Origin of the sequence: Novosphingobium profundi, from assembly GCF_018491765.1 — a bacterium.
Classification (GTDB): Bacteria; Pseudomonadota; Alphaproteobacteria; order Sphingomonadales; family Sphingomonadaceae; genus Novosphingobium; species Novosphingobium profundi.
On the sequence record NZ_JABWCU010000019.1, the window covers coordinates 1 to 21,039 of the forward strand.

Sequence of the window (21,039 nt, forward strand, 5' to 3'; positions counted from 1 at the left end):
TGGCGGCGCTGGCGGCCGAGCGGCTCATCGCCCGGATCGAGGAGCGCGCGCCGCCCGAACGCCGCCTGCCCACGATGCGGATCGTGCCCGCCGAATCGACCGGCCCCGCGCCGGTTGCCTAGAGCGCCGCGACCGGCTCGATGCCGCCCGCCTCCAGCGTGCCGAGCGCGCGCTCGAGCGCGCGGGTGAAGCGCGCCTCGCCGGACAATTCGCCGAACACCGGGCGCAGCTCGAGCAGCGCGCGCCAGTCCTGCGCGCGGTCGAGCAGCGTTGCGGCGAGCGGATCGGTGAGGGTCGTACCTTCGCGGGCCGCTCGGGCAAGGAAGCGGATCCAGGCCGCGACGGGGACCGCAAGGCGCGCCGGATCGCGCCCGGCCGCGAGCGCGTCGCGCAACGTATCGAGCAAGCGGTAGGGCAGCTTCTGCGAACCGTCCCAGGCGATCTGCGAAAGGAGGTGGCGCAGCGCGGGATTGGTGAAGCGGGCAAGCACCTGGGTGATGTAGCGATCGAGGTCGAGCCCCGGCGTCGCGCCGACCGAGGGGGCGATGTCCTCGCGCATCAGCCGCTCGACGAAAGCGGCGAGGGGGGCGTGCGCCATCGCTTCGGCCACCGTCTCGAGCCCGAGGCCGAGCCCGACATAGGCGAGTGTCGAATGCGCGCCGTTGAGCAGGCGCAGCTTGGCCTTCTCGAAGGGGCGCACGTCGGTGGTGAAGGTCACCCCGGCAAGATCGAGCGGGGGGCGCTCGCCGCTAAAACGGTCCTCGATCACCCACTGGGTGAAGCTCTCGCGCTGGATCGGCCAGGCGTCCTCGAACCCGGTTTCGGCGCGCACGCGTGCGCGCAGCGCGTCGTCGGTCGCGGGCGTGATCGAATCGACCATCGCGTTGGGGAAAGTCACGTTGTCCGCGATCCAGGCCGCCGTTCCGGGATCGAGCGCGCGGGCGAGCGCGAGCGTCGCGGCCTCGAGCTTGCGGCCGTTGTCGGTGACGTTGTCGCACGAGAGCACGGTCACGCCGGGCAAGCCGGCCGCGCGCCTTGCGGCCAGCCCGCGCACCAGCCAGCCGGTGAACGAGGCGAGCGGCGCGGTGGGCGCGAGGTCACCCGAAAGCGCGGCAAGATCCGCGCGGATCGCGGGGTGTTCGAAATCGAGCGCGCCTTCGCCATCGAGGCAGTAGCCCTTCTCGGTCACGGTCGCGCTGACGATGCGCGTTTCGGGCGCGGCGAGCGCTGCGAGGATGCGGGCGGGATCGTCCCGGGTGAGCACGCCCCCGATCGCGCCGATCACCCGGAACCGGCTTTCGGCATCGAGCAGCGCAAGCGTGTAGAGCCCGTCCTGGGGTCCGAGCGCCTGGGCCACGCTGCGCGAATTCAGGCTGACGCCGGTCACCCCCCAGCGCGGATCGTGCGCGAGGACGGTGTCGAAGGCGGCGGCCTGGTGCGCGCGGTGGAAGGCGCCCGGGCCGAAGTGGACGACGCCGGGCACGACCTGCGCGCGGTCGTAGCCGGGCCGGGCAACATGCTCGGGCAGGGCGGCGAGCGCGGCGTTGGAAAGCCGGGTCATGCGCCCGCTCCCGGGCTCGGCAGGCGATAGGCCTTGCGTACGAGGCCGACAGTCAGCTCGTGCGCGAGTTCGGCCGCTTCCCAGTCCGCCATGCGGTGCTCGGCGACGAGGCGGGCGAGGAAGCCGCAGTCGATACGCCGCGCGACGTCGTGGCGCGCGGGGATCGACAGGAACGCGCGGGTGTCGTCGTTGAAGCCCACCGTGTTGTAGAACCCGGCGGTCTCGGTGGTCATCTCGCGGAAACGGCGCATGCCCTCGGGGCTGTCGTGGAACCACCAGGCAGGGCCGAGGCGTAGGCATGGATAGTGCCCGGCGAGCGGGGCCAGTTCGCGCGCGTAGGTCGTCTCGTCGAGCGTGAAGAGGATCACGGTGAGTGTGGGTTCGTTGCCCAGCAGGTCGAGCATCGGGCGCAGCGCCTCGACGTATTCGGTGGCGCGCGGGATGTCGGCGCCCTTGTCGCGGCCGTGGCTGGCGAAGAGCTTGGCGTTGTGGTTGCGCGTGGCGCCGGGGTGGATCTGCATGGTCATGCCGTCCTCCACGCTCATGCGCGCCATCTCGGTGAGCATCTGTGCGCGGAACAGCTCGGCTTCCTCTGCGGTGACCACGCCCGTGCCTTCGAAGCAGGCCCGCACCTTGGCGTAGAGCGCCTCGCACTCGGTGCGCGACAAGTTGGCGGTGCGCGCGGTGAGGAAACCGTGGTCGGTCGCGGTCGCGCCCAGGGCCCGGAAATCGGCGCGGCGGCGGCGGTGTGCGGCGAGATAGCCCTGCCACGAGGAGAGGTCTTCGCCCGAAAGCTCGGCAAAGCGCGCCATGTCGCGCGCGAAGCTGTCGTGCTCGGGATCGATCACCGAATCGGGGCGGTAGGTGGTGACGACATTGCCCTTCCAGCCCGAGGCGCGGATCGCCTTGTGGTGTTCGAGCGTGTCGGCCGCGCCCTCGGTGGTCGCCAGGAGCTCGATGTTGAAGCGCTCGAACAGCGCGCGCGGGGTGAAGGCCGGGCTGGCGAGAGCCTCGGCGATGGTGTCATAGTACCGGTCCGCGCTGCCCGCATCGAGCGCCTCGTCGATGCCGAAGACCTCGGCAAAGACGTGGCCCAGCCACATCGCCGAGGGCGTGCCCCGGAACAGGTGCCAATTCGCCGCGAAGAGGCGCCAGGCTGCGCGCGGATCGGTTTCGGGCCGTACCCCGCCCTTGCGCGGCACGGCCAGCGCGTCGAGGTCCACGCCTTGCGAATAGAGCATGCGAAAGAGGTAATGGTCGGGTGCGAGCAGCAGCTCGGTGGCGTTCGACCAGGGCGCGTTGCCGGCGAACCATTCGGGATCGGTGTGGCCGTGGGGGCTGATGATCGGCAGATCCGCGACACCGGCGTAGAGTTCGCGCGCGATCGCGCGGGTGGTGGGATCTGCGGGCAGCAGGCGGTCGGGATGCAGGCTGAGGCGGGCCATGGTGCGTCGGGTCTCCGGTCCATTTTCGCGGCAATGTCTGGCTAGCGAGTACCTAGTTGTGCCAGCGTTGGCAATGCTGTATTTCCGCGCCATGACCACGGCTGAAACGACTCTTCTTCCCGCTGCCCCCGACGCCATCCGCATTGGGGTTGAGGACCATGTGGCGATTGCGCTGCGCCCGCTCGAGGCGGGCGAGGAGGTGCTCGTCGCAGGTGCCCGCGTGCGCTTGCGCGATGCGGTGCCGAGCGGGCACAAGTTCGCGCTCGTGGACATTGCGCAAGGCGCGCCGGTCTATCGCTACCGCGCGCCGATCGGGCTGGCGACGCGCGCGATCGCGCCGGGCGAACACGTCCACAGCCACAACCTGCACACCGCGCTCGGCGGCGAGCGGAGCTACAGCTATTCCGGCGCAGGCGTTCGGGCGCCCGCGGCGCCCGGTTCGCGCGAACACACCTTCCAAGGCTACCGACGCGCCGATGGTGCGGTGGGCACGCGCAACGAGCTCTGGATCCTGCCGACGGTCGGTTGCGTCGGGCGGCTGGGCGAGCGGCTGGCCGCAAGCGCCAATCAACGCCTGGCTGCGCTGGCGCCCGAAGGCGTCGACGGGGCCCATGCCTTCAACCACCCCTTTGGCTGTTCGCAGCTTGGCGCGGACCTCGAGGGGACCGCGGCGGTGATCGCTGCGCTCGCGCTCAACCCCAATGCGGGCGGCGTGCTGCTGCTCGGGCTGGGCTGCGAATCAAACCAGCTCGACGCGCTGCTCGAGCGCATTCCCGCCGACCGCCGCGCACGCCTGCGCGTGCTGCGCGCGCAATCCGAAAGCGACGAGTTCGCCGCGGGCGAAGCGTTGATCGACGAGCTGCTGGCACTCATGGCACGGGACCGGCGCGAGGAAGTCCCGCTTTCGGCGCTGCGCCTGGGCGTCAAGTGCGGCGGCTCGGACGCGATGAGCGGACTGACCGCCAATCCCCTGATCGGGCTCATGGCCGACGCGGTCACCGAGGCGGGCGGTTCGGCAATCCTGACCGAAATTCCCGAGATCTTCGGGGCCGAGACGCTGCTGATGGAGCGCGCGGTGGACGAGGGCGTGTTCGACAAGCTCTGTACGCTCGTCAACGGCTTCAAGCGCTACTTCCTCGAGAACGGCGAGCCGGTTTCGGAAAACCCCAGCCCGGGCAATATCGCAGGCGGGATCACCACGCTGGAGGAAAAGTCGCTCGGTGCGGTGCAGAAGGGCGGCCTGGCCCCGGTCTGCGACGTGATCGGCTATGGCGAACGGCTTTCGCGCAGCGGCCTGACGGTGCTCGAGGCGCCGGGCAACGACGCGGTCTCGACGACCGCGCTGGCGGCCGCTGGGGCGACGATCACCCTGTTCTCGACCGGGCGCGGCACACCGCTCGGCAGCCCGGTGCCCACGCTCAAGATCGCCTCGAACCACGCCTTGGCGCAGCGCAAGGCGAACTGGACCGATTTCGATGCCGCGCGCGTGCTCGAGGAGGGGATGGACGGCGCAGCGCAGGCGCTGCTCGCGCGCATCCTCGCCATCGCCAGCGGCGCGCGCGCGCGCAACGAGATCAACGAGGAGCGCGCCATCGGCATCTGGAAACGCGGCGTGACCTTGTAGGCACGCCGCGTGCCGCCCCCCGATCCGCGCGCGGCGCGGGCCGGGGGCGCGAAGCCGGCCTCAGGCCGTAACGGCGATGTCCTGCAGCGTGCGGATCTCGGCCGCGTCGCCCAGGATCAGGCCGACACGCTGGTGCAGGCTGGCGGGCTGGATGTCGAGCACGCGGCCCGCGCCGTCGATCGCCGCGCCGCCGGCCTGCTCGATCAGCAGGCCCATCGGGTTGGCCTCGTAAAGCAGGCGCAGGCGGGCCTTGCCCGGCGTGCGGCTGTCGGAGGGGTAGAGGAAGATCCCGCCACGCTTGAGGATGCGGTGGACGTCGGCGACCATCGAGCCGGTCCAGCGCATGTTGTAGGCACGCCCGCACGGCGCCTTCTCGTTGGTCAGGCGCTCGTTGATGTAGTGGGTGATCTCGCTCGACCACTGGGGGCGGCGGGCCATGTTGATGGCGATCTCGCAATTGCCCTCGGGAATGCGGATCGGGCCGTCGGTCATGATCCAGGCGCCCAGTTCGCGGTCGAGCGTGAACTCGTAGACGCCGGTGCCCAGCGTGAGCACCAGCAGCGTCTGGGGGCCGTAGATCGCATAGCCCGACGCGGCCTGTTCGGTGCCGGGCTGGAGGAAGTCGTCCTCGCACACCTCACGGCCCGCGCAGGCGGCCGGCGCGCGCAGGACCGAGAAGATCGTGCCGACCGACAAGTCGACGTCGACGTTGCTCGACCCGTCGATCGGATCGTAGACCAGCAGGTATTCGCCGCGGGGGAAGCGGTTGGGGATGGGATGGATGGTGTCCATTTCCTCGGACGCCATGCCCGCCAGGTGCCCGCCCCATTCGTTGGCGTCGACCAGCAGGTCGTTGGCGAGCACGTCGAGCTTCTTCTGGACTTCGCCCTGGACGTTCTCGGATTCCAGGCTGCCCAGCACGTCGCCGAGCGCACCCTTGGAGATCGCGTGGTTGATCGCCTTGCAGGCGCGCGCGACGGTTTCGATGAGGAGGCGCAGTTCGGCCGGGCAGGTCGAATCGGGCCGCCGCTGCTGCTCGAGGAGGAAGCGGGTGAGAGTGACGGGTTTCATGATGGCCTGCGTGCTCCTTCCAAACGAACTTTGTCCCGCTCGGTAACAGCGATGGTGGCTGGCGTCGAGCGCCTCACAGCGCATTTCCGACGAGGCGGGCGACCTCGTCGCCATGGACGAAGGCGACCGCGCGTTCGATCGCGCGCGCGTCGGGCGCGATGCCGGTGTAGAGCACGAATTGCTCGAGCGCCTGGAGCACGATCACTTCGGCGCCCGTGATCACCGGTTTCCCGGCATCCTCGGCGGCTTTCACGAAGAGCGTGCGCGCGGGCTGGGCGACGACGTCGAAAGCGACTTGGCAGCCCGCGACATGTTCGGCGGGGAACGCCAGCACTTCGGCGTCGGCGCCCTCCATGCCGAGCGGGGTGACGTTGACGAGCAGCCCCGCGCCGGGTTCGGGCAGGGTCTCGCTCCAGGCAAAGCCGTATTGGGCGGCGAGCGCGGGGCCGGTCTCGGGATTGCGGGCGACGATCGTTCCCGCGCGAAAGCCGCAGTCGCGAAGTGCCGCCGTGACCGCCTTGGCCATGCCGCCGCTGCCGCGCAGCACGAAGGGCGTCGCGGGATCGATCGCGCGGCGCTCGACCAGCCGGCGCACGGCCGAATAATCGGTGTTGTACCCGGTCAGCCGGCCCTCGTCGTTGACGATGGTGTTGACGCTGTCGATCGCGCGGGCCGAGGCCTCGAGGCCGTCGAGCAGGGGGATCACCGCCTCCTTGAAGGGCATCGAGATCGCGCAGCCGCGCACGCCCAGCGCGCGCAGGCCCGCGATCGCGCCCGCGATGTCGGCGGTCGGGAACGACTTGTAGACATAGTCGAGCCCGAGCAGGCCGTAGAGCGTGTTGTGCAGCCGCGAGCCCGCATTGCCGGGGCGCGCGGAAAGCGACATGCACAGCCGCGTATCGCGCCCGATGGTCTGCTTGTTGAGGAAGGGCAGGTCGGAAAATTCGGTCATCTGGGACGCAATCCTCGTTGAAGCAGGTCGGGCCGGCGAGCGCGATGTCGCCGGGCATGTGTGCGCCCCGCCAGCGGCGCAACTATGCAACAGCTGTCCGCGCTCTCGCAAGCCCGCGCGCCAGCCGGCCTTTTGCGCGAGCGGAGCCTCTGCGCACGTCGAGCAGGCTCACCGATCGCGTGGGCAAGGCCAGCGTGACGCCTTGGCCCTTGCCACTGCGGGCCGAAAATTGGACTGTCCATGTCCCGAAATTGGTATGGGCACTTGTCTGAGAGACAAATCCGTGCCCTAAATTCGCCGACAACGACAGGCGCCGAAGCGCGGATAGGGAGATGGACCGATGGAAAGGGCAGCGTGAACATCGCGCAGATGGTCAAGGGCCTGCCGGTGGTGAGCGCTCCGGCGACGGTCGATGCGGTGCTTCTGGCGCCGTTCGCCACGCCGGACGTGCGCTGAGATGCGCGTTTTCAAGCGGTTGAAGCCCTCGAGCCTCCTTGTCGCGAGCGGCCTGCTGGCTGGCCTGCCGACGGCATCGCCCGCCGCCCCGCCAGCCCCGGCGCCTGCAACCGGGCCCTGGCTGATCGCGCAAGGCACCCGGCCCGCCGCGATCATTCACGAGGACAGCCACCCGCTCACGCTGGCAGCGGACATGCTGGCCCGCGACCTCGCCGCCCTGAGCGGGGGCCAGCCGGTCGTGTCGGCGCGCCTCGAAGAGTGCGGCCAGGTCTGCATCGTGCTGGCCGGGCCGGGCTCGGACCTGCTTGCGGCGGTGGCGCGCGATACGGGATTTGCCGCCGGGGAACTGGACGGCCAGTGGGAATGCTACGTGCGCCAGGGCCTGGCCTCGCGCTCGGTTGCGGGGCGGCGCTATCTGGTGATCGCGGGTTCGGACGTGCGCGGCACGATCTGGGGGGCGGTCGACCTGACCCGCGAACTGGGGGTCTCGGCATGGGAATGGTGGGCCGACGTCACCCCGCGACAGGTCGCACGGATCGGCGTCGATCCCGCGCGCAAGGTTTCCGCGTCCCCCTCGGTGCGCTACCGGGGCATATTTCTCAACGACGAGGACTGGGGGCTGCAGCCCTGGGCGGCGCACACCTTCGAACCCGAAGTGGGCGACATCGGCCCGCGCACGTACGCGCGCATCTTCGAACTGATGTGGCGCCTCAAGGCGAACCTGATCTGGCCCGCGATGCACGACAGCACGGCGGCGTTCTACAGCGTGCCGGGCAATGCCGAGGCGGCGCGCGACCATGCGATCGTGGTCGGGACCTCGCACGCCGAGCCGATGATGCGCAACAACGTGCGCGAATGGCACGAGGCGAGCGACGGGCCGTTCAACTTCTTCGTCAACCGCCCGAAGATGGAGCGCTACTGGCAGCAGCGGATCGAGGACGTTGCCGGTTTCGAGAACGTCTACACCGTGGGCCTGCGCGGGGTGCACGATTCGGCCATGGAAGGCGCCTCCAGCCCCGAGGCGGCGCGCGATGCGCTGCAGGAGGCCATCACCTTGCAGCGCGGCCTGCTGGAGGGGGCCTTGCACCGGCCCGCCGACCAGGTTCCGCAGGCGCTGACGCTCTACAAGGAAGTGCTCGAGACCTACCGGATGGGCCTTCGCGTGCCCGATGACGTGACGCTGGTCTGGCCCGAGGACAACTACGGCTACATCAACCAGCTGCCCGACGCCAGGGAGCAGGCCCGCGCAGGCGGTTCGGGCGTCTATTACCACGTGTCCTACTGGGGGCGGCCCCACGACTACCTGTGGCTGGCGACCACGCATCCCGCTCTGGTGCGCGAGCAGATGGAGCGCGCCGCGCATGTCGGCGCGGATCGCATCTGGGTGCTCAACGTCGGCGACATCAAGCCGGCCGAGTACCTGATGGACTATTTCCTCGACATGGCCTTCGATCACGCGGCGATCGCGCGCAGTCCGCACATGGCGCTGACCCGATGGGCCGCGCGCCAGTTCGGCCCCGGCGCGGCGGACGAGGTCGCCGGCATCATGACCGAGTACTACGATCTCGCCTTCGAACGCCGGCCCGAATTCATGGGCTTCAGCCAGGTCGAGCCGATCACCCCGGTTCGTATCGGCGACTACGTGCGCTCGGGCGGCGGGGAGGCCTGGCGCCGGATCGATCGCTACGCCGCGCTGGTTCGCCGCGCCGAGGCCCTTGCGGAGCGGATGCCGGCCGATCGGCGCGATGCCTTCCTGGAACTGGTGCTCTATCCCCTGCGCGGGGCGGCGAGCCTGAACGCGCGCAATCTCAAGCTCGATCTCGCCGCGCTCTATGCCCGGCAGGGGCGACCGGTCGCGAACCTGCTGGCCGACCAGGCCCGCGCCGCCCACGCCCGAATCGTCGCCGACACGGCGACCTACAACGCGCTGGCCGGGGGCAAGTGGCGGGGGATCATGGACATGGCCCCACGCCGCCTGCCGGTCTTCGCCGAGCCGGTCTATCCCCACGCGGAATATCCCGCGCGCGAAGGCTGCACGGCCGACACGGGTGAACTCACTTTCGTTGCCGGGCGGGCGGCCAGCCACGTGCTGACGGTCGAGAGCCGGGGCAAGGCGGCGGACTGGCAGTTGTCGGGTCTCAAGGGGCTGACTGCGGCCCGCCTGCAGGGGCACCTCGATGCGGCGAACGGCTACATGCAGCGCATCGCCATCACCTATGACGGGCAAGACCGCGCCCCGGCCCTGGGCCCGCTCGTCTGCGGCGCAGCGCCGATCGCGGCTTCGGCACGCGTGGTCGCCTCGACCCGCGCGGATCAGGCGGTGGAGATCGATCACATCGTTTCCATGCCCGCCGCGATCGCCGCGCTCGAGGGTCGGGATTGGGAACGCGTGCCCGAACTGGGCTCTTCAGGGCTGGTCTTGCGCAGTCGGCTTGACCTGCCCAGCAGGGCGGAGGGGCGCGGGAACGGCCTCGCGCGCTTCGAATTCGACACGTCCGACAAGGGCGATGCCGCGTTGCAGATTGTCGCGCTTCCGGTGCACCCGCTCACCTTGCAGAACCACGTGCGGATCGCGGTTCGGATCGATGAGGGGGAACCTCGGATTCTCGACTTCGAAACCCACGGGCGCAGCGACGAATGGAAGGCCAACGTGCTGAGCAACACCGCCCGGCGCGAGATCCGGCTGCCGCAGCTGGAGGGCGGCCACCACACGGTCCGCGTCGAGGCGCTCGACCCGGGCTTCCTGCTCGACCGGCTCGAACTGCATCGCGACGGGGCACCGGCCTATTATGGTGTGGCGCCGACGCGGTAAGCGCAGCGCTTGCGCAGGTCAGGGCAGGTAGGTCAGGGCCGCTGCGTGCCGCGCCTCGCCTTACCAGTTCCACATCGTCCCGTCCTCGAGGCGGGCAACGGGAAGATAGGCCGGCTTGTACGGGTACCTGGCGGCCAGCGCCTCGTCGATGTCAACGCCATGGCCCGGGGTTTCGCCGCAGAACAGCTCGCCCTTTTCGAAGCGGTAATCGTGCGGGAACACCGCATCGGTCTCCTCGGTGTGGCGCATGTATTCCTGGATGCCGAAATTGGGTACCCAGGTGTCGAAGTGCAGCGCGGTTCCCATCGTCACCGGCGAGAGGTCGGTCGCGCCGTGGCAACCGGTGCGCACCTGGTAGAGCGCGGCGAGGTCGGCGATGCGGCGCAAGTGGGTGACCCCGCCCGCGCTCACGATGGTGCAGCGGATATAGTCGATCAGCTGGTTCTCGATCAGGTCCTTGGCGTCCCAGATCGAACTGAAGACCTCGCCCACGGCAAGCGGCGTGGTGGTGTGGTGGCGCACCAGCCGGAAGGCGTCCTGGTTTTCCGCCGGGGTGCAGTCCTCCAGCCAGAACAGCTGGTAGGGTTCGAGCATCTTGCCCAGGTTCGCGGCCTCCTGTGGGGTGTAGCGATGGTGCCCGTCGTGCAGCAGGTGGTGGTCGAAGCCGTAGGTTTCGCGCAGCTTCTCGAACAGCCGGGGCACGTAGTTGAGTGCCTTGCGGGTATCCCACCCGGTGACCGAGGGCAGCGCGGCGTCGGCCGGTTCGTAGTAGAGCTTGCCGCGGCCCACGCCGTAGGCGTCCTTGATACCGGGCACGCCGGTCTGGGCGCGGATCGCCTTGTAGCCCAGGTCGATGTAGTGGCCGACGGCCTCGACGGTCTCGGCGATGTCCGCGCCATTGGCATGGCCATAGACCATGACCCCCTCGCGGCTGCGCCCGCCCAGCAGCTGGTACAGCGGCATGCCCGCCATCTTGGCCTTGATGTCCCACAAGGCGACGTCGACCGCGGCAATCGCGCGCATCGTCACCGGGCCGCGGCGCCAGTAGGCCCCGCGATAGAGGTACTGCCAGATGTCCTCGATCCGGCGCGGGTCCATTCCGATCAGGCAGGGGATCACATGCTCTTCGAGATAGGCGACGGCGGCCTTTTCGCGTCCGTTGATGGTCGCATCGCCAATGCCGTGGACGCCTTGGTCGGTTTCGATCTTGAGAGTAACGAAATTGCGTCCAGGGCAAGTCACGATGACTTTGGCCGAAGTGATCTTCACGGCAATGTCTCCGAAGGATGGGCGCCTGATGCCCGAAAGAATCCTTGCATATTGGCCTTACAATGAATTTGCAATAGGTCATGCCTCTTGGGTGGGTGGACCCAGGCGCCCGGTGGCGTCGCTGCGGCCATCGCATACCGGGCCCGCTTCGGGTGGCACGCGCCGGGTTCAGTCTTTCGGAGGGGCTGCGCTGCGCAGCAGCGTCCACAAGATGGCCATGCCGCTGGCGGTCCCGACCATGCGGCTGTCGAAGATGACCGAACACCGGGTGATGAGGGCGCCGTTCAGCACCTGGTAGGCCAATCCTACGAAGCTGAACAAGGCGGTCGCCACACCCGGCGAGCCCGCAAGCCCGATGCAGGCCGGGCCCACCATGCTCTGCGCCCCGAACGACATCGTGATCGTGCGCGAGGCGATGACCCCCGCGCCGCGCCGCATCGGCAGCGGGGGCCGCAAGCCGGCGTAGAGCGAGCCGAGATCGGCCGCGACGAAGGGCATCCAGGCCCAGAGTGCGACGCCCTTGAGGTCGAGCCCCCAGACCGAGACACGTCGGGCCTTGCCTGTTCGCGCGCTGCGCGGGGTTCGCCCGTCCTGGCGGGAAGGCGGGCGAATGGCGAGGGCGGGCACGTCGATCTAATGCAAGTCTGTTTGCACCGCTTGCACGTGTTGCGCAGGCCTGTACGGCGCGGCGCTCGTCCTGCAATCGATCGCGTGCGGCCCGATGGGGCGAAAACGTGCGCAATCTGCCTGGATCCGTGCCGATTGGTAAATTCGTTGTTTATAAACAATCAGTTACATCTTAATGCAAAGATGACTTTCGTGTGACGGCTGGTGGTCGGTGCTGTCATCGAAGCATCGTGGAACCGTCATCGTCCCGGCCTATCCGACCGCCGAACGGGGCCTGTGTGGCCTCGCAAGGTTCAGGATGATGACGATGACGCATTCCCTTCGTTTGCACGCAACGCTTTCCCTTGGTGCGCTGGCATTCGCCTCGTTGGCGACGCCCTCGTTCGCCGCCGATGCGGCCGACAGCGCCGCCGCGACCGAAAGCGCCGCCGCGGCGCCGAGCGGCGCGATCGTGGTGACCGCGGCCAAGACCACACGCACCGCGACCGAACTGACCGGAGTCGAGATCCAGAAGATCCTGCCCGGTGTCGCGGCCTTTCGCGCGATCCAGACGATGCCCGGCGTGATGTACCAGACCGGCGATCCCTGGGGCAACAACGAGCAGAACATGTCGCTCTACATCCACGGCTTCGCGATCAACCAGCTGGGCTATACGCTCGACGGGCTGCCGCTGGGCGACTTGTCCTACGGCAACATCACCGGGATCTCGCCGCAGCGTGCGGTCATTTCCGAAAACATCGGCAGCGTCGTCGTCTCCACCGGCGCGGGTGAGCTGGGCATTCCCTCGCTCAACAACCTGGGCGGTGCGATCGAGCTGACTTCGGCCGATCCCAAGGCGGACATGGGCCTCGACTTCAACCAGACGATCGGCTCCTACCAGGCCTCGCGCACCTACTTGCGCCTCGACACCGGGGCCTTCGGCGCGGACGGTTCTAACAGCGCCTACATCGCCGCCGCCCGCCAGAATGCGCGCGCCTGGGACTACGACGGGCGCCAGAAGGGCTGGCAGGTCAACGCCAAGTACGTCCACGACAACGACGCGGGCAAGCTGACCGCCTACTTCGATTTCTCGGACAAGCAGGAGCCCAACGAGGACGCGACGACGACCTACGTCAATCCGACCACGGCGGCGCAGGCCTATACCCCCTACACCCGCCCGTTCACTTATCCCAATTTCCGGGCCGCGCTCGACTACGTCGATGCCGATGGCAACACGCCGACTGCGGAAGGCAGCAACTACCGCAACTACTTCTCGGCCGCGCTTCGCACCGACTATCTGGGCTACCTCAAGTACGACGCGAACATCAGCGACGCCGTGACCTGGTCGAACCAGGTCTACTACCACCACAACCAGGGCCAGGGCGTGGTCGCCGGGCCGCTCGGCCAGTCGCTCTCGGTGGTCAAGGCCTATTACCCCGACTACGATATCGGCGAGCTGGTCGACGTGACCGGAGGCAGCGGTTACGTCACGCGCGTCACCCAGTACCGCATCGACCGCGAGGGGCTGGTCTCGACGCTCCAGGCGACGCTGGGCAACCACACGCTCGAGCTGGGCGGCTGGTACGAGCACAACAGCGGCCAGAACTGGCGCCGCTGGTACGCGCTCGACGTCGACAATCCGACAGACCCCTATCACTGGCAAAAGAACGCGCTTTTCACCCAGTACGTGTTCCAGTACCGCACCGACGCCGTGCAGCTTCACCTGCAGGACAAGTGGGAGGCCAACGACCGCCTGACCGTCGAGGGCGGCGTCAAGTCGAGCCTCGTCTTCGCCAAGGGCTGGTACCCGGTGCAGCCGGTCGCGGGATCCTATTCGGGCATGGTCGACGGCCTGCCCTCGGGCAAGATCAGCACCAAGGAATGGTTCCTGCCCGCACTTGGCGCGAAGTACGACCTCAACGGCTCCGAGCAGCTCTATTTCAACATCCAGAAGAACATGCGCAACTACGGCACCGCGCCGTGGAGCCAGGGCAGCCAGGAGGCCTTCGACTACTTCAAAGAGACCGGCAAGCCCGAGACCTCGTGGACTTATGAGGCGGGCCTGCGCAGCCACCGCAGCTTCCCGGGCTTCTTCCTTTCCGCGCTCGACCTCCAGCTCAACTACTACCATGTCGATTTCTCGAACCGCCTGCTGGCCGTCAGCACGACCGTGGGCGGCCTTGGCGGCAGCTCGATCACGGGCGGCACGACCGCGCTGTTCAACGTGGGCGGGGTGACCACCGACGGTGCCGACGCCGCGCTGACGCTTTCGTTCGGGCCGCACTTCTCGATATACAACGGCGTCTCGTTCAACAGCTCGAAGTACGACGACGACTACACCAACGGCACGACGACCTACGCGACCTCGGGCAAGCAGGTTCCGGGCAGCCCCAAGTGGATGAACAAGACGGTGGTCTCGGCCAACGCCGGGCCGCTCGACCTCCAGCTTACCGGCGAATACGTGGGCAAGCGCTATGCGACGTACACCAACGACGGTTCGGTCGGTTCCTACTTCCTGGCGAGCGGGCGGCTGGCCTTCGAGATGCCGACATTGGACTCGCTGGCGAAGAAGGCGACGCTTTCGCTCAACGTCACCAACATCTTCGACGAGAAGGGCGCCTCGACGATCTCGGTCAGCCAGCCCAGCTCGGTCTACGCGGTCTACCCGCTGGCACCGCGCCAGTGGTTCCTCACCTTCTCGGGCTCGTTCTGATGGCGGCCTGGACCCTCGATGCCGTCTCGCGCCGTCGCCTGCTGGCGACGGGTGCGGGGCTCGGCACCGCTTTCGCGCTCGTCCCCGCCTTGGCGGACGCGCTCTCGCCCGCTTCCAACGCAGCGGGCCGGGCCAGGCCGCTGGTGATCGGGCACCGGGGCTGTTCGGCGCTGCGGCCCGAGCACACGCTCGCCTCTTACGCCAAGGCGATCGAGCAGGGCGCCGACTTCGTCGAGCCCGACCTCGTCGCGACGAAGGACGGCGTGCTCGTCGCCCGTCATGAGAACGACATTGCCGAGACCACCAACGTCGCCGACCATCCCGAGTTCGCCGGGCGGCGCACGACCAAAGTCGTCGACGGCCAGACGATCACCGGCTGGTTTACCGAGGACTTCACGCTTGCCGAGCTCAAGACCTTGCGGGCGGTCGAGCGGCTGGGCGCGAAGCGGCCCGAGAGCAACGGCTATTCGGGCCAGTTCCAGCTGCTGACGCTGGAGGAGATCGCCGACTTCGTGGCCGCCGAATCCGCCGCGCGCGGGCGCACGATCGGGCTCATCCCCGAGCTTAAGCATTCGACCTACTTCAAGGGGATCGGGCTCGAGCTCGAGCCGCGTTTCCTCGATCGCGTCGCGGCGAGCCATTACCTGCAGACCGCCCCCGTCATCGTCCAGAGCTTCGAGGTCTGCAACCTGAAATGGTTGCGCCCGCGGATTTCCGCCTATGCGCGCATGCAGCTGCTGCAACTGACGGTGCCGCTCGACATGCGCCCGGCCGACGTCGCCGCGCAGGGCGGCACGCTCACCTACAACCAGATGCACACGCCCGCTGGGCTGGCTGAAATGAAGAGCTACGCGGACTGGGTCTCGCCGGTGTTGCAAGGGATCATTCCTTTCGGCACGGCGAGCGGCGGGCCGGGGCCGCTGCGCGCGCCGACCAGCCTCGTGCGCGATGCCCATGCGGCGGGTCTCCTCGTCTCGTGCTGGACCTTCCGCCCCGAAAACGTGTTCCTGCCAAGCGACCTGCAGGACAAGGGCGACGACTATGCGCGCAACGACAAGGCCTGCATCGAACTGATGCGCCGCTTCATCGCGCTGGGGATCGACAGCTTCTTCACCGATGATCCCGCGCTCGGCCGGATCGCGGTGGACGGCATGGCGGGCTGATTCAGGCGCGCAGCATTGCGATCACCGTCTCGCTGAGCGCAGAGGCACCCTTGCGCAAGCTCAGCCGGAATTCGGGGCGCGGGGCCTTCTCGGCGTGGAGTTCGAGCATGACGCGCCAAGTGTCCTCGCGCCCCACCACCGGATAGACGGCCAGCGTGGCGATGGCTTCGCGGGGCAGGTCGGTCTCGGCCGTCACGCCCGAGCTTCGCGTCTCGCCGGCAAGAACGGGTCCGGTGAAATCGAAGACGTACTTGCGCCGGGCCTGCTCCGGCGGGCTGCCGGGGCGACCGGCGGGGCCCTCGAAGCGGTTGGTGCAACGTGCCTGCGTGCCGGCAAGGGGTTCCTCGCTGGTCCAGTGCAGGCGATAGGCGAGGTCGCGCCGCTCCCCGGCTTGGGTGGGGGTGTCGCTGACCCAGAAGGCGACGACGTTGTCCTGTGTCTCGCTGGCGGTCGGCATCTCGTAGAGCATGACCTCGCCTGCGCCCCAGTCGCCTTCGGGTTCGACCCAGAGCGAGGGGCGCTTGTCGTAGAAGGCGCCGTCGTCCTGGTAATGCGCGAAGTCGCGGTCGCGCTGGAGCAGGCCGAAGCCCTTGACGTGGTCGGCACGAAAGCTGGTGGTGCGTGCGTGGGGCGCGTTCTCGAGCGGACGCCAGATCCGCTCGCCATTGCCCGCGAGCACGGCAAGGCCGTCGCTGTCGTGGATCTCGGGGCGCCAGTCGGCGCGCGGGCCACTCTGGTCGTACCAGAACATGCTGGTCAGCGGGGCAAGCCCGAGGCGGGTGACGCCATGGCGCAGGAACAGCGCGAGGCGCACGTCCTGGTGGACGCCGTCCGTGCCCTTGCGGCAGTCGAACGAGCAGGCTCCGGCAAGCGCGGGCCCGTCGAGCAGCGCGAGGATGCGCACGTGGTCACGGCCCAGTTCCTCGATCCAGAAGGCGGTGAAGGCGGGGAATTCCTCCGGCGTGGCGAGCCCGGTGTCGATGGCGATGGCCCGCGCGGAGAGGCCGTACTGGTCCTGCTGGCCCGCCGAGCGGAAATAGCAACCGCCCAGATAGGCCAGCCAGTCGCCCTTGGTGTCGAGGCCAGGCGCGTTCATCACGCGAAATCCGGCCGGGGTGGCGACCTTGTCGTGCGCGAACATGCCTTTGGCATCGATCAGGCGGCGGGCCTGTCCCTGCGACAGGACGTGGATGTCGACCCCGCGCTCGGCGATGGCGTGGGTCGCCGGGAACAGCCGCAGGTCATTCCCGAGCCGCGCGGCCTGACCATAGGCGAGGCGCCCGAAGCCGTCGAAGTCGGGCGCAGCGTCGGGTGCCGGCGGACGCTGGGCGAAGGGCCGCGCGGCGAGATCGCGCGCCCGTTCGATCAGGATGTCCCACGAGAACGCCTCGGGCGCGCCGTAGCGGGTATCGCCTTGCGCGCGCAGCGCGCCGGGCGCCAGCAGGAATCCCAGGGCCAGCGCCGGGAGGGCACCTGCCACCTGCCGACGCGTCGCGCGAAGATTCTCGTGCGCCATGGGAAACCTGCCCTTTGTCCTGCCTCTCGCCAATGCCCTGCTAAGCGCTTGGCGCGCGGGCAAGGTTCCCCGGGCCCCGTTGGGGGCCGCGAAAATCGCAGGCGATGGTCTGTCGGATCCGCACATGGGCCAAGGTATTACTAATTCCGTTAGAGGTGCCGTTTGCGCTTCGCCTTGTTGAAACACATTACTTGAGGAATTAAGAATTCAGTTCGAGAGTCGGGAGGGCGATATGACCAACCGGGCAATTCGTAAGCCGATTTTACTTTCCTTGAATGAAAACCGCAGCCTGGCGATGGGCCTTTTGACGGTGCTCATTGCGGGCATGGCCTGGCTCAACTGGGCACAGCCCTTGCCGCCGCGCTGGACCTGGTGCTGGACCGCGGTACTGCTGCTCGGCGCGATCATGGTCATGGGCGGCGCGGTCAACGGGCGGCTCAACGGCGTGCTGATCGACAGCCGCAACCGGGTGAGCCTCTCCAAGTTCCAGATGCTGGTGTGGACCGTGCTGGTGCTCTCGGCGCTCTGCGTGGGGGCGGCCTGGAACATCAAGCACGGCCTCGTTCCGATCGGGCCGGACCGCAAGCCGGGCGGGGGCGCGCTCGATATCGCGATCCCGGTGCAACTGCTGTTTGCGATGGGCATTTCCGCAGGCTCGTTTGTCGCCGTCCCCTCGCTCTTGCAGCTCAAGGCCAACCAGGCGACGAGCGAGCAGGCCCTGGCGAGCGCCGAAGCGCGACTGGATCTGCGTCCGGGCGAGGCCGATCCGACCGGCCGGGTGTTCAAGTTCGCCAAGCCCGAGCTTGCCTCGTGGACCGACATTTTCTTGGGTGACGACGTCGGCAACGCCGGAGCAGCGGACCTCAGCAAGGTCCAGCAATTTGCAATCACCGTGCTGATCGTGGGCATCTACGTCGGCAGTATCTGGGCCATGCTTGGCGCCTTGGGGCCGCGCGACGCCTTCTCCAGCCTGCCGCCGCTTTCGGAAGGCTTCGTCTCGCTCATGGCGATCAGCCACGCCTCCTACCTCGCCTACAAGGTGGTGCCGCAGGAGGCGGGGGAGGGGGATGCGACGCGCGTGCACGATCCCCGACTGGACGCGGTCGGATGAGCGCGGGCGGCCACTACACGGTTACCGCCAACCGGTTGAACCTGCGCTCCGAGCCCGGCATCGATTCGCGGGTCCTTGCGGTCATTGCAGGCGGCACGGCAGTGGTCCCCGACGGCGATCTCGCCGCCGAGTGGTGGCACGTCGCCACGCAGGATGCGCGTCTCGCGGGCTATGTCGCGCGGCGCTACCTCGCCCCCGTCAGCAGCGCGCTGCCGCACGTCGAAAACGACGCGGTCGAGGTGCTCTGGGCCCTGACCGAACGCTGCGCCGGGCGCGTTTCCTATGAGCTTGGCGCCAAGCTCAGCGCGCAAGGGCGGATCGACTGCTCGGGCTGGGTCTGCGAACTGACGCAAGCGGCCTTCAGCGCGATCAACGCCGCCGCAGCGCCCGAAGTGGTGTTCGAGCGCAGCGACTTCGCCGCGCTGGTGACCCATTCGGACGGCATCGTCAGCGGCATCGAGCGGCGCACCGGTTTCGTTCTCCACGGAGCCCAGGTGACCGCCGCCGCGCTGCGCCCGGGCATGCTCATCGGCATGGACTATGGCGCGCACACCTGGGAGCTGGGCCATCCGCCGCGCGTCTACGGCATCGACCATATCGTCCAGGTCGTGGCCGAGCCGGGCTCGGGGCGCCTGTACATCTCGCAAAGTTCGTCTTGGGAAAATGGTGTCAACCGCGTGCCGCTGGCCGACTGGCTGGGCGCGGCCGCGCAAGCTAAGCTGCGCGCGCAGAACCGGATGCACGCGGTCGACCCGTTCCTGATGGCCGATCGCAACACCGCCTTCGTGGGGCTGACGTCGGCGGTGAAGGCGCTCGAGGTCCCGGTCGCCCCAGTGGCGCCGCCGTCCGCTCCGGCGCTCGCCGTCGCGACCAACGCCGCGCTGGCGATCTCGGCGGCGGCGAGCGACCTCGTCGTCGGCTTCGAGGTCGGCAGCCGCGCCTATTACGAGCGCGCGCTGATCCACCCGATCTGGCCGCAGGCGGGGTCGGGCATCACCATCGGCATCGGCCACGACCTGGGCTACACCACCAAGGAGGCCTTCGCGCGCAACTGGGCGGGGCTGTCCGCATCCGACCGCGCGCGGCTGAGCGGGGCGATCGGCAAGCGCGGCGCGGCGGCCAAGGCGCTGCTGGGCTCGCTTCGGGACATTCGCGTGCCCTGGACGCTGGCCGAGGGCGTCTACCGCAAGGTCGACATTCCCGAGATGATCGCGACGACCACGCGCGTCCTGCCCAATTGCGAGCGGCTCGCGCCCGATTGCCTCGGCGCGCTCGTCTCGCTCAGCTTCAACCGTGGGGCCTCCTATGCCACGGCGCGCAAGGCCACCGACACGATCGACCGCTACCGCGAGATGCGCGCGATCCGCGCGCTAATGGCGGCCGGGCAGTTCAGCCTGGTCTCCGCGCAGATCCGCGCGATGAAACGGATCTGGCGCGGCACCACAATCGAGGGCGGGATGAACCGGCGCCGCGATGCCGAGGCGGACCTGTTCGACGCGGGCATCAAGGCGATGGAAGCGGCCGAGGCCATCCGCGCTGCCGCCGCGTCCGCTGGCAAGGACGAACTGATCCCCGAAGTCCTGCCCGGCGTGCACGCGGAGAAAGCGTTTCCCGACGAGGGCGAGGAGGAGGCCGTCGCGGCGGCGAGGGCGGCGCCACCCGCGCTGGCGCTCGACCAGGCGGACCTCGTCGCGCGCGCGCGGGTGGTCTGGGCGAGCGACGACAAGGCCATCGATTACGCCCACTTGCGCAGCCTGCCGCCGCCCGGAACGCGCTTCACGCTGCGCGCCGAGGACCTCGCCCGGCTCCACGCCCTCAACCACTTTCCCGCCGATTTCGGGGGCGGTCCGGCGGTCCTGTTCGGCCTGCGCGGCTGCGGGATCGTGCAAGGTGGGGGGGGCTTGCTCGAGGAGGCGGTGCTGGTCGACCAGCGCCCCGACCACGCCAGCGCGCGCTGCGTGATGGGGGTATGGGACCGCGCGCAGGGGCGCATCGCGGTATTCCCGGCCTCGACCGTGCCCAACGCCAAGGCGGTGACCGGCTGGCAGGCGACCCGCAAGTCGGGCAACCTGCTGCCCACCGGCTTCTACGGCTACATAACCGGCACCCACAACGAAAAGCCCGGCTGCCTGCTCTTGCGCAAGAGCCTGGGCGAGCCGCGCGTGGTGGTGGTGCGCCGCTCCTCGAACGACTTGCGCTACGAGCGCGCCGACATCGCGGACCCATGCGCGCCGGGGGACAACATCCACCCCAGCTTCTACGCGACGAGCGAGGCGGGGTTCAGTTCGTTCGGCTGTCAGGTGGTGGTCGGCAAAGCGGACCGGGCGGGCAACCATACCGGGCCCTGGGCGAAATTCCGTGAGGCGATGGGCCTGCCCGCGCACGGTGCGCGCGATGGACAGGGCTTTGGCTACATGCTCCTGACCGGCGCGGAGGCGAACCTCGCCTCCGCGCTGCGTCGCTCGGGTGTGGCCGGGGATGCGGGGGATTGGGCGAGCCTGCACCGCCTGCGGTTCGGATCGCAGGGTGACGAAGTGCGGCGCCTGCAGGCGGTGCTCGGCCTGCCGGACCCGGACGGCGATTTCGGGCGCAACACCTCGGACCGCTTTCACGCGCGCCAGCGCGAACTGCTCGAGGGGAACTGCGACGGCATCTGCTCGCCCGAACTGGCCAAGGCGGCAGGTTGGTCGATCTTTACCTGACGCGCGGCGGAGTCCGTCCGGAGCCCGAAGACCTGCTA

The 21,039-nt window shown here is 68.8% G+C and carries 13 protein-coding genes; 6 read left to right on the top strand and 7 right to left on the bottom strand.

All coding sequences use genetic code 11. The features are described from left to right. Positions 1–118: 118 nt before the first annotated feature. Together HT136_RS20180 and uxaC are read right to left on the bottom strand one after the other, a co-directional pair. A complete protein-coding gene (locus HT136_RS20180) occupies positions 119–1,561 on the bottom strand; it encodes a mannitol dehydrogenase family protein (protein WP_214201656.1) in 1,443 nt (480 codons plus the stop codon). Further along, positions 1,558–3,006 (bottom strand): glucuronate isomerase, encoded by a 1,449-nt coding sequence (gene uxaC, locus HT136_RS20185; protein ID WP_214201657.1) that lies wholly within the window; start codon positions 3,004–3,006, stop codon positions 1,558–1,560. Before uxaC ends, HT136_RS20180 begins: the two co-directional genes overlap by 4 nt. A gap of 91 nt (positions 3,007–3,097) precedes the next feature. Between uxaC and HT136_RS20190 the strand changes: the two genes are divergently transcribed. Beyond that, entirely contained in the window at positions 3,098–4,630 is a 1,533-nt protein-coding gene (locus HT136_RS20190; protein ID WP_246543998.1) for a UxaA family hydrolase, read from the top strand. Between the two features lie 60 nt (positions 4,631–4,690). Here HT136_RS20190 and HT136_RS20195 read toward each other — a convergent pair whose 3' ends face one another. Next, on the bottom strand, positions 4,691–5,701 hold the full coding sequence (locus HT136_RS20195) for a class 1 fructose-bisphosphatase (protein WP_214201659.1): 1,011 nt from the start codon (positions 5,699–5,701) through the stop codon (positions 4,691–4,693). A gap of 73 nt (positions 5,702–5,774) precedes the next feature. Beyond that, positions 5,775–6,653: a shikimate 5-dehydrogenase gene (locus HT136_RS20200; RefSeq protein WP_214201660.1), complete on the bottom strand. Its 879-nt coding sequence runs from the start codon at positions 6,651–6,653 to the stop codon at positions 5,775–5,777. A gap of 457 nt (positions 6,654–7,110) precedes the next feature. Here HT136_RS20200 and HT136_RS20205 point away from each other — a divergent pair, with 457 nt between their 5' ends. Continuing rightward, on the top strand, positions 7,111–9,921 hold the full coding sequence (locus HT136_RS20205; RefSeq protein ID WP_214201661.1) for a glycosyl hydrolase 115 family protein: 2,811 nt from the start codon (positions 7,111–7,113) through the stop codon (positions 9,919–9,921). Between the two features lie 60 nt (positions 9,922–9,981). Here HT136_RS20205 and manD read toward each other — a convergent pair whose 3' ends face one another. Both manD and HT136_RS20215 read right to left on the bottom strand, forming a co-directional pair. After that, positions 9,982–11,190, bottom strand: coding sequence for a D-mannonate dehydratase ManD (gene manD / locus HT136_RS20210; protein WP_214201662.1), 1,209 nt, complete (start codon positions 11,188–11,190; stop codon positions 9,982–9,984). A 168-nt stretch (positions 11,191–11,358) separates the two neighbouring features. Next, a complete protein-coding gene (locus tag HT136_RS20215; protein ID WP_214201663.1) occupies positions 11,359–11,817 on the bottom strand; it encodes an MFS transporter in 459 nt (152 codons plus the stop codon). A 307-nt stretch (positions 11,818–12,124) separates the two neighbouring features. On the opposite strand from HT136_RS20215, the gene HT136_RS20220 reads away from it, so the two are divergent. Both HT136_RS20220 and HT136_RS20225 read left to right on the top strand, forming a co-directional pair. Beyond that, positions 12,125–14,509: a TonB-dependent receptor gene (locus HT136_RS20220; RefSeq protein WP_214201664.1), complete on the top strand. Its 2,385-nt coding sequence runs from the start codon at positions 12,125–12,127 to the stop codon at positions 14,507–14,509. After that, entirely contained in the window at positions 14,509–15,672 is a 1,164-nt protein-coding gene (locus HT136_RS20225; RefSeq protein WP_214201665.1) for a glycerophosphodiester phosphodiesterase, read from the top strand. The genes HT136_RS20220 and HT136_RS20225 overlap by 1 nt, the downstream gene beginning before the upstream one ends. 1 nt (position 15,673) lies before the next feature. Here the strand turns inward: HT136_RS20225 and HT136_RS20230 are convergent, their stop codons facing one another. Next, positions 15,674–17,188 (bottom strand): OpgD/OpgG family glucan biosynthesis protein, encoded by a 1,515-nt coding sequence (locus tag HT136_RS20230; protein ID WP_214201666.1) that lies wholly within the window; start codon positions 17,186–17,188, stop codon positions 15,674–15,676. Positions 17,189–17,459: 271 nt separating this feature from the next. On the opposite strand from HT136_RS20230, the gene HT136_RS20235 reads away from it, so the two are divergent. Then, the gene (locus HT136_RS20235) at positions 17,460–18,299 is read left to right on the top strand and encodes a hypothetical protein (RefSeq protein WP_214201667.1); all 840 of its coding nucleotides are present in this window, start codon (positions 17,460–17,462) and stop codon (positions 18,297–18,299) included. Further along, positions 18,296–21,001 carry an SH3 domain-containing protein gene (locus HT136_RS20240; protein WP_214201668.1) on the top strand — a complete coding sequence of 902 codons (2,706 nt, stop codon included), beginning with the start codon at positions 18,296–18,298 and terminating at the stop codon, positions 20,999–21,001. Before HT136_RS20235 ends, HT136_RS20240 begins: the two co-directional genes overlap by 4 nt. Positions 21,002–21,039 lie beyond the last annotated feature (38 nt).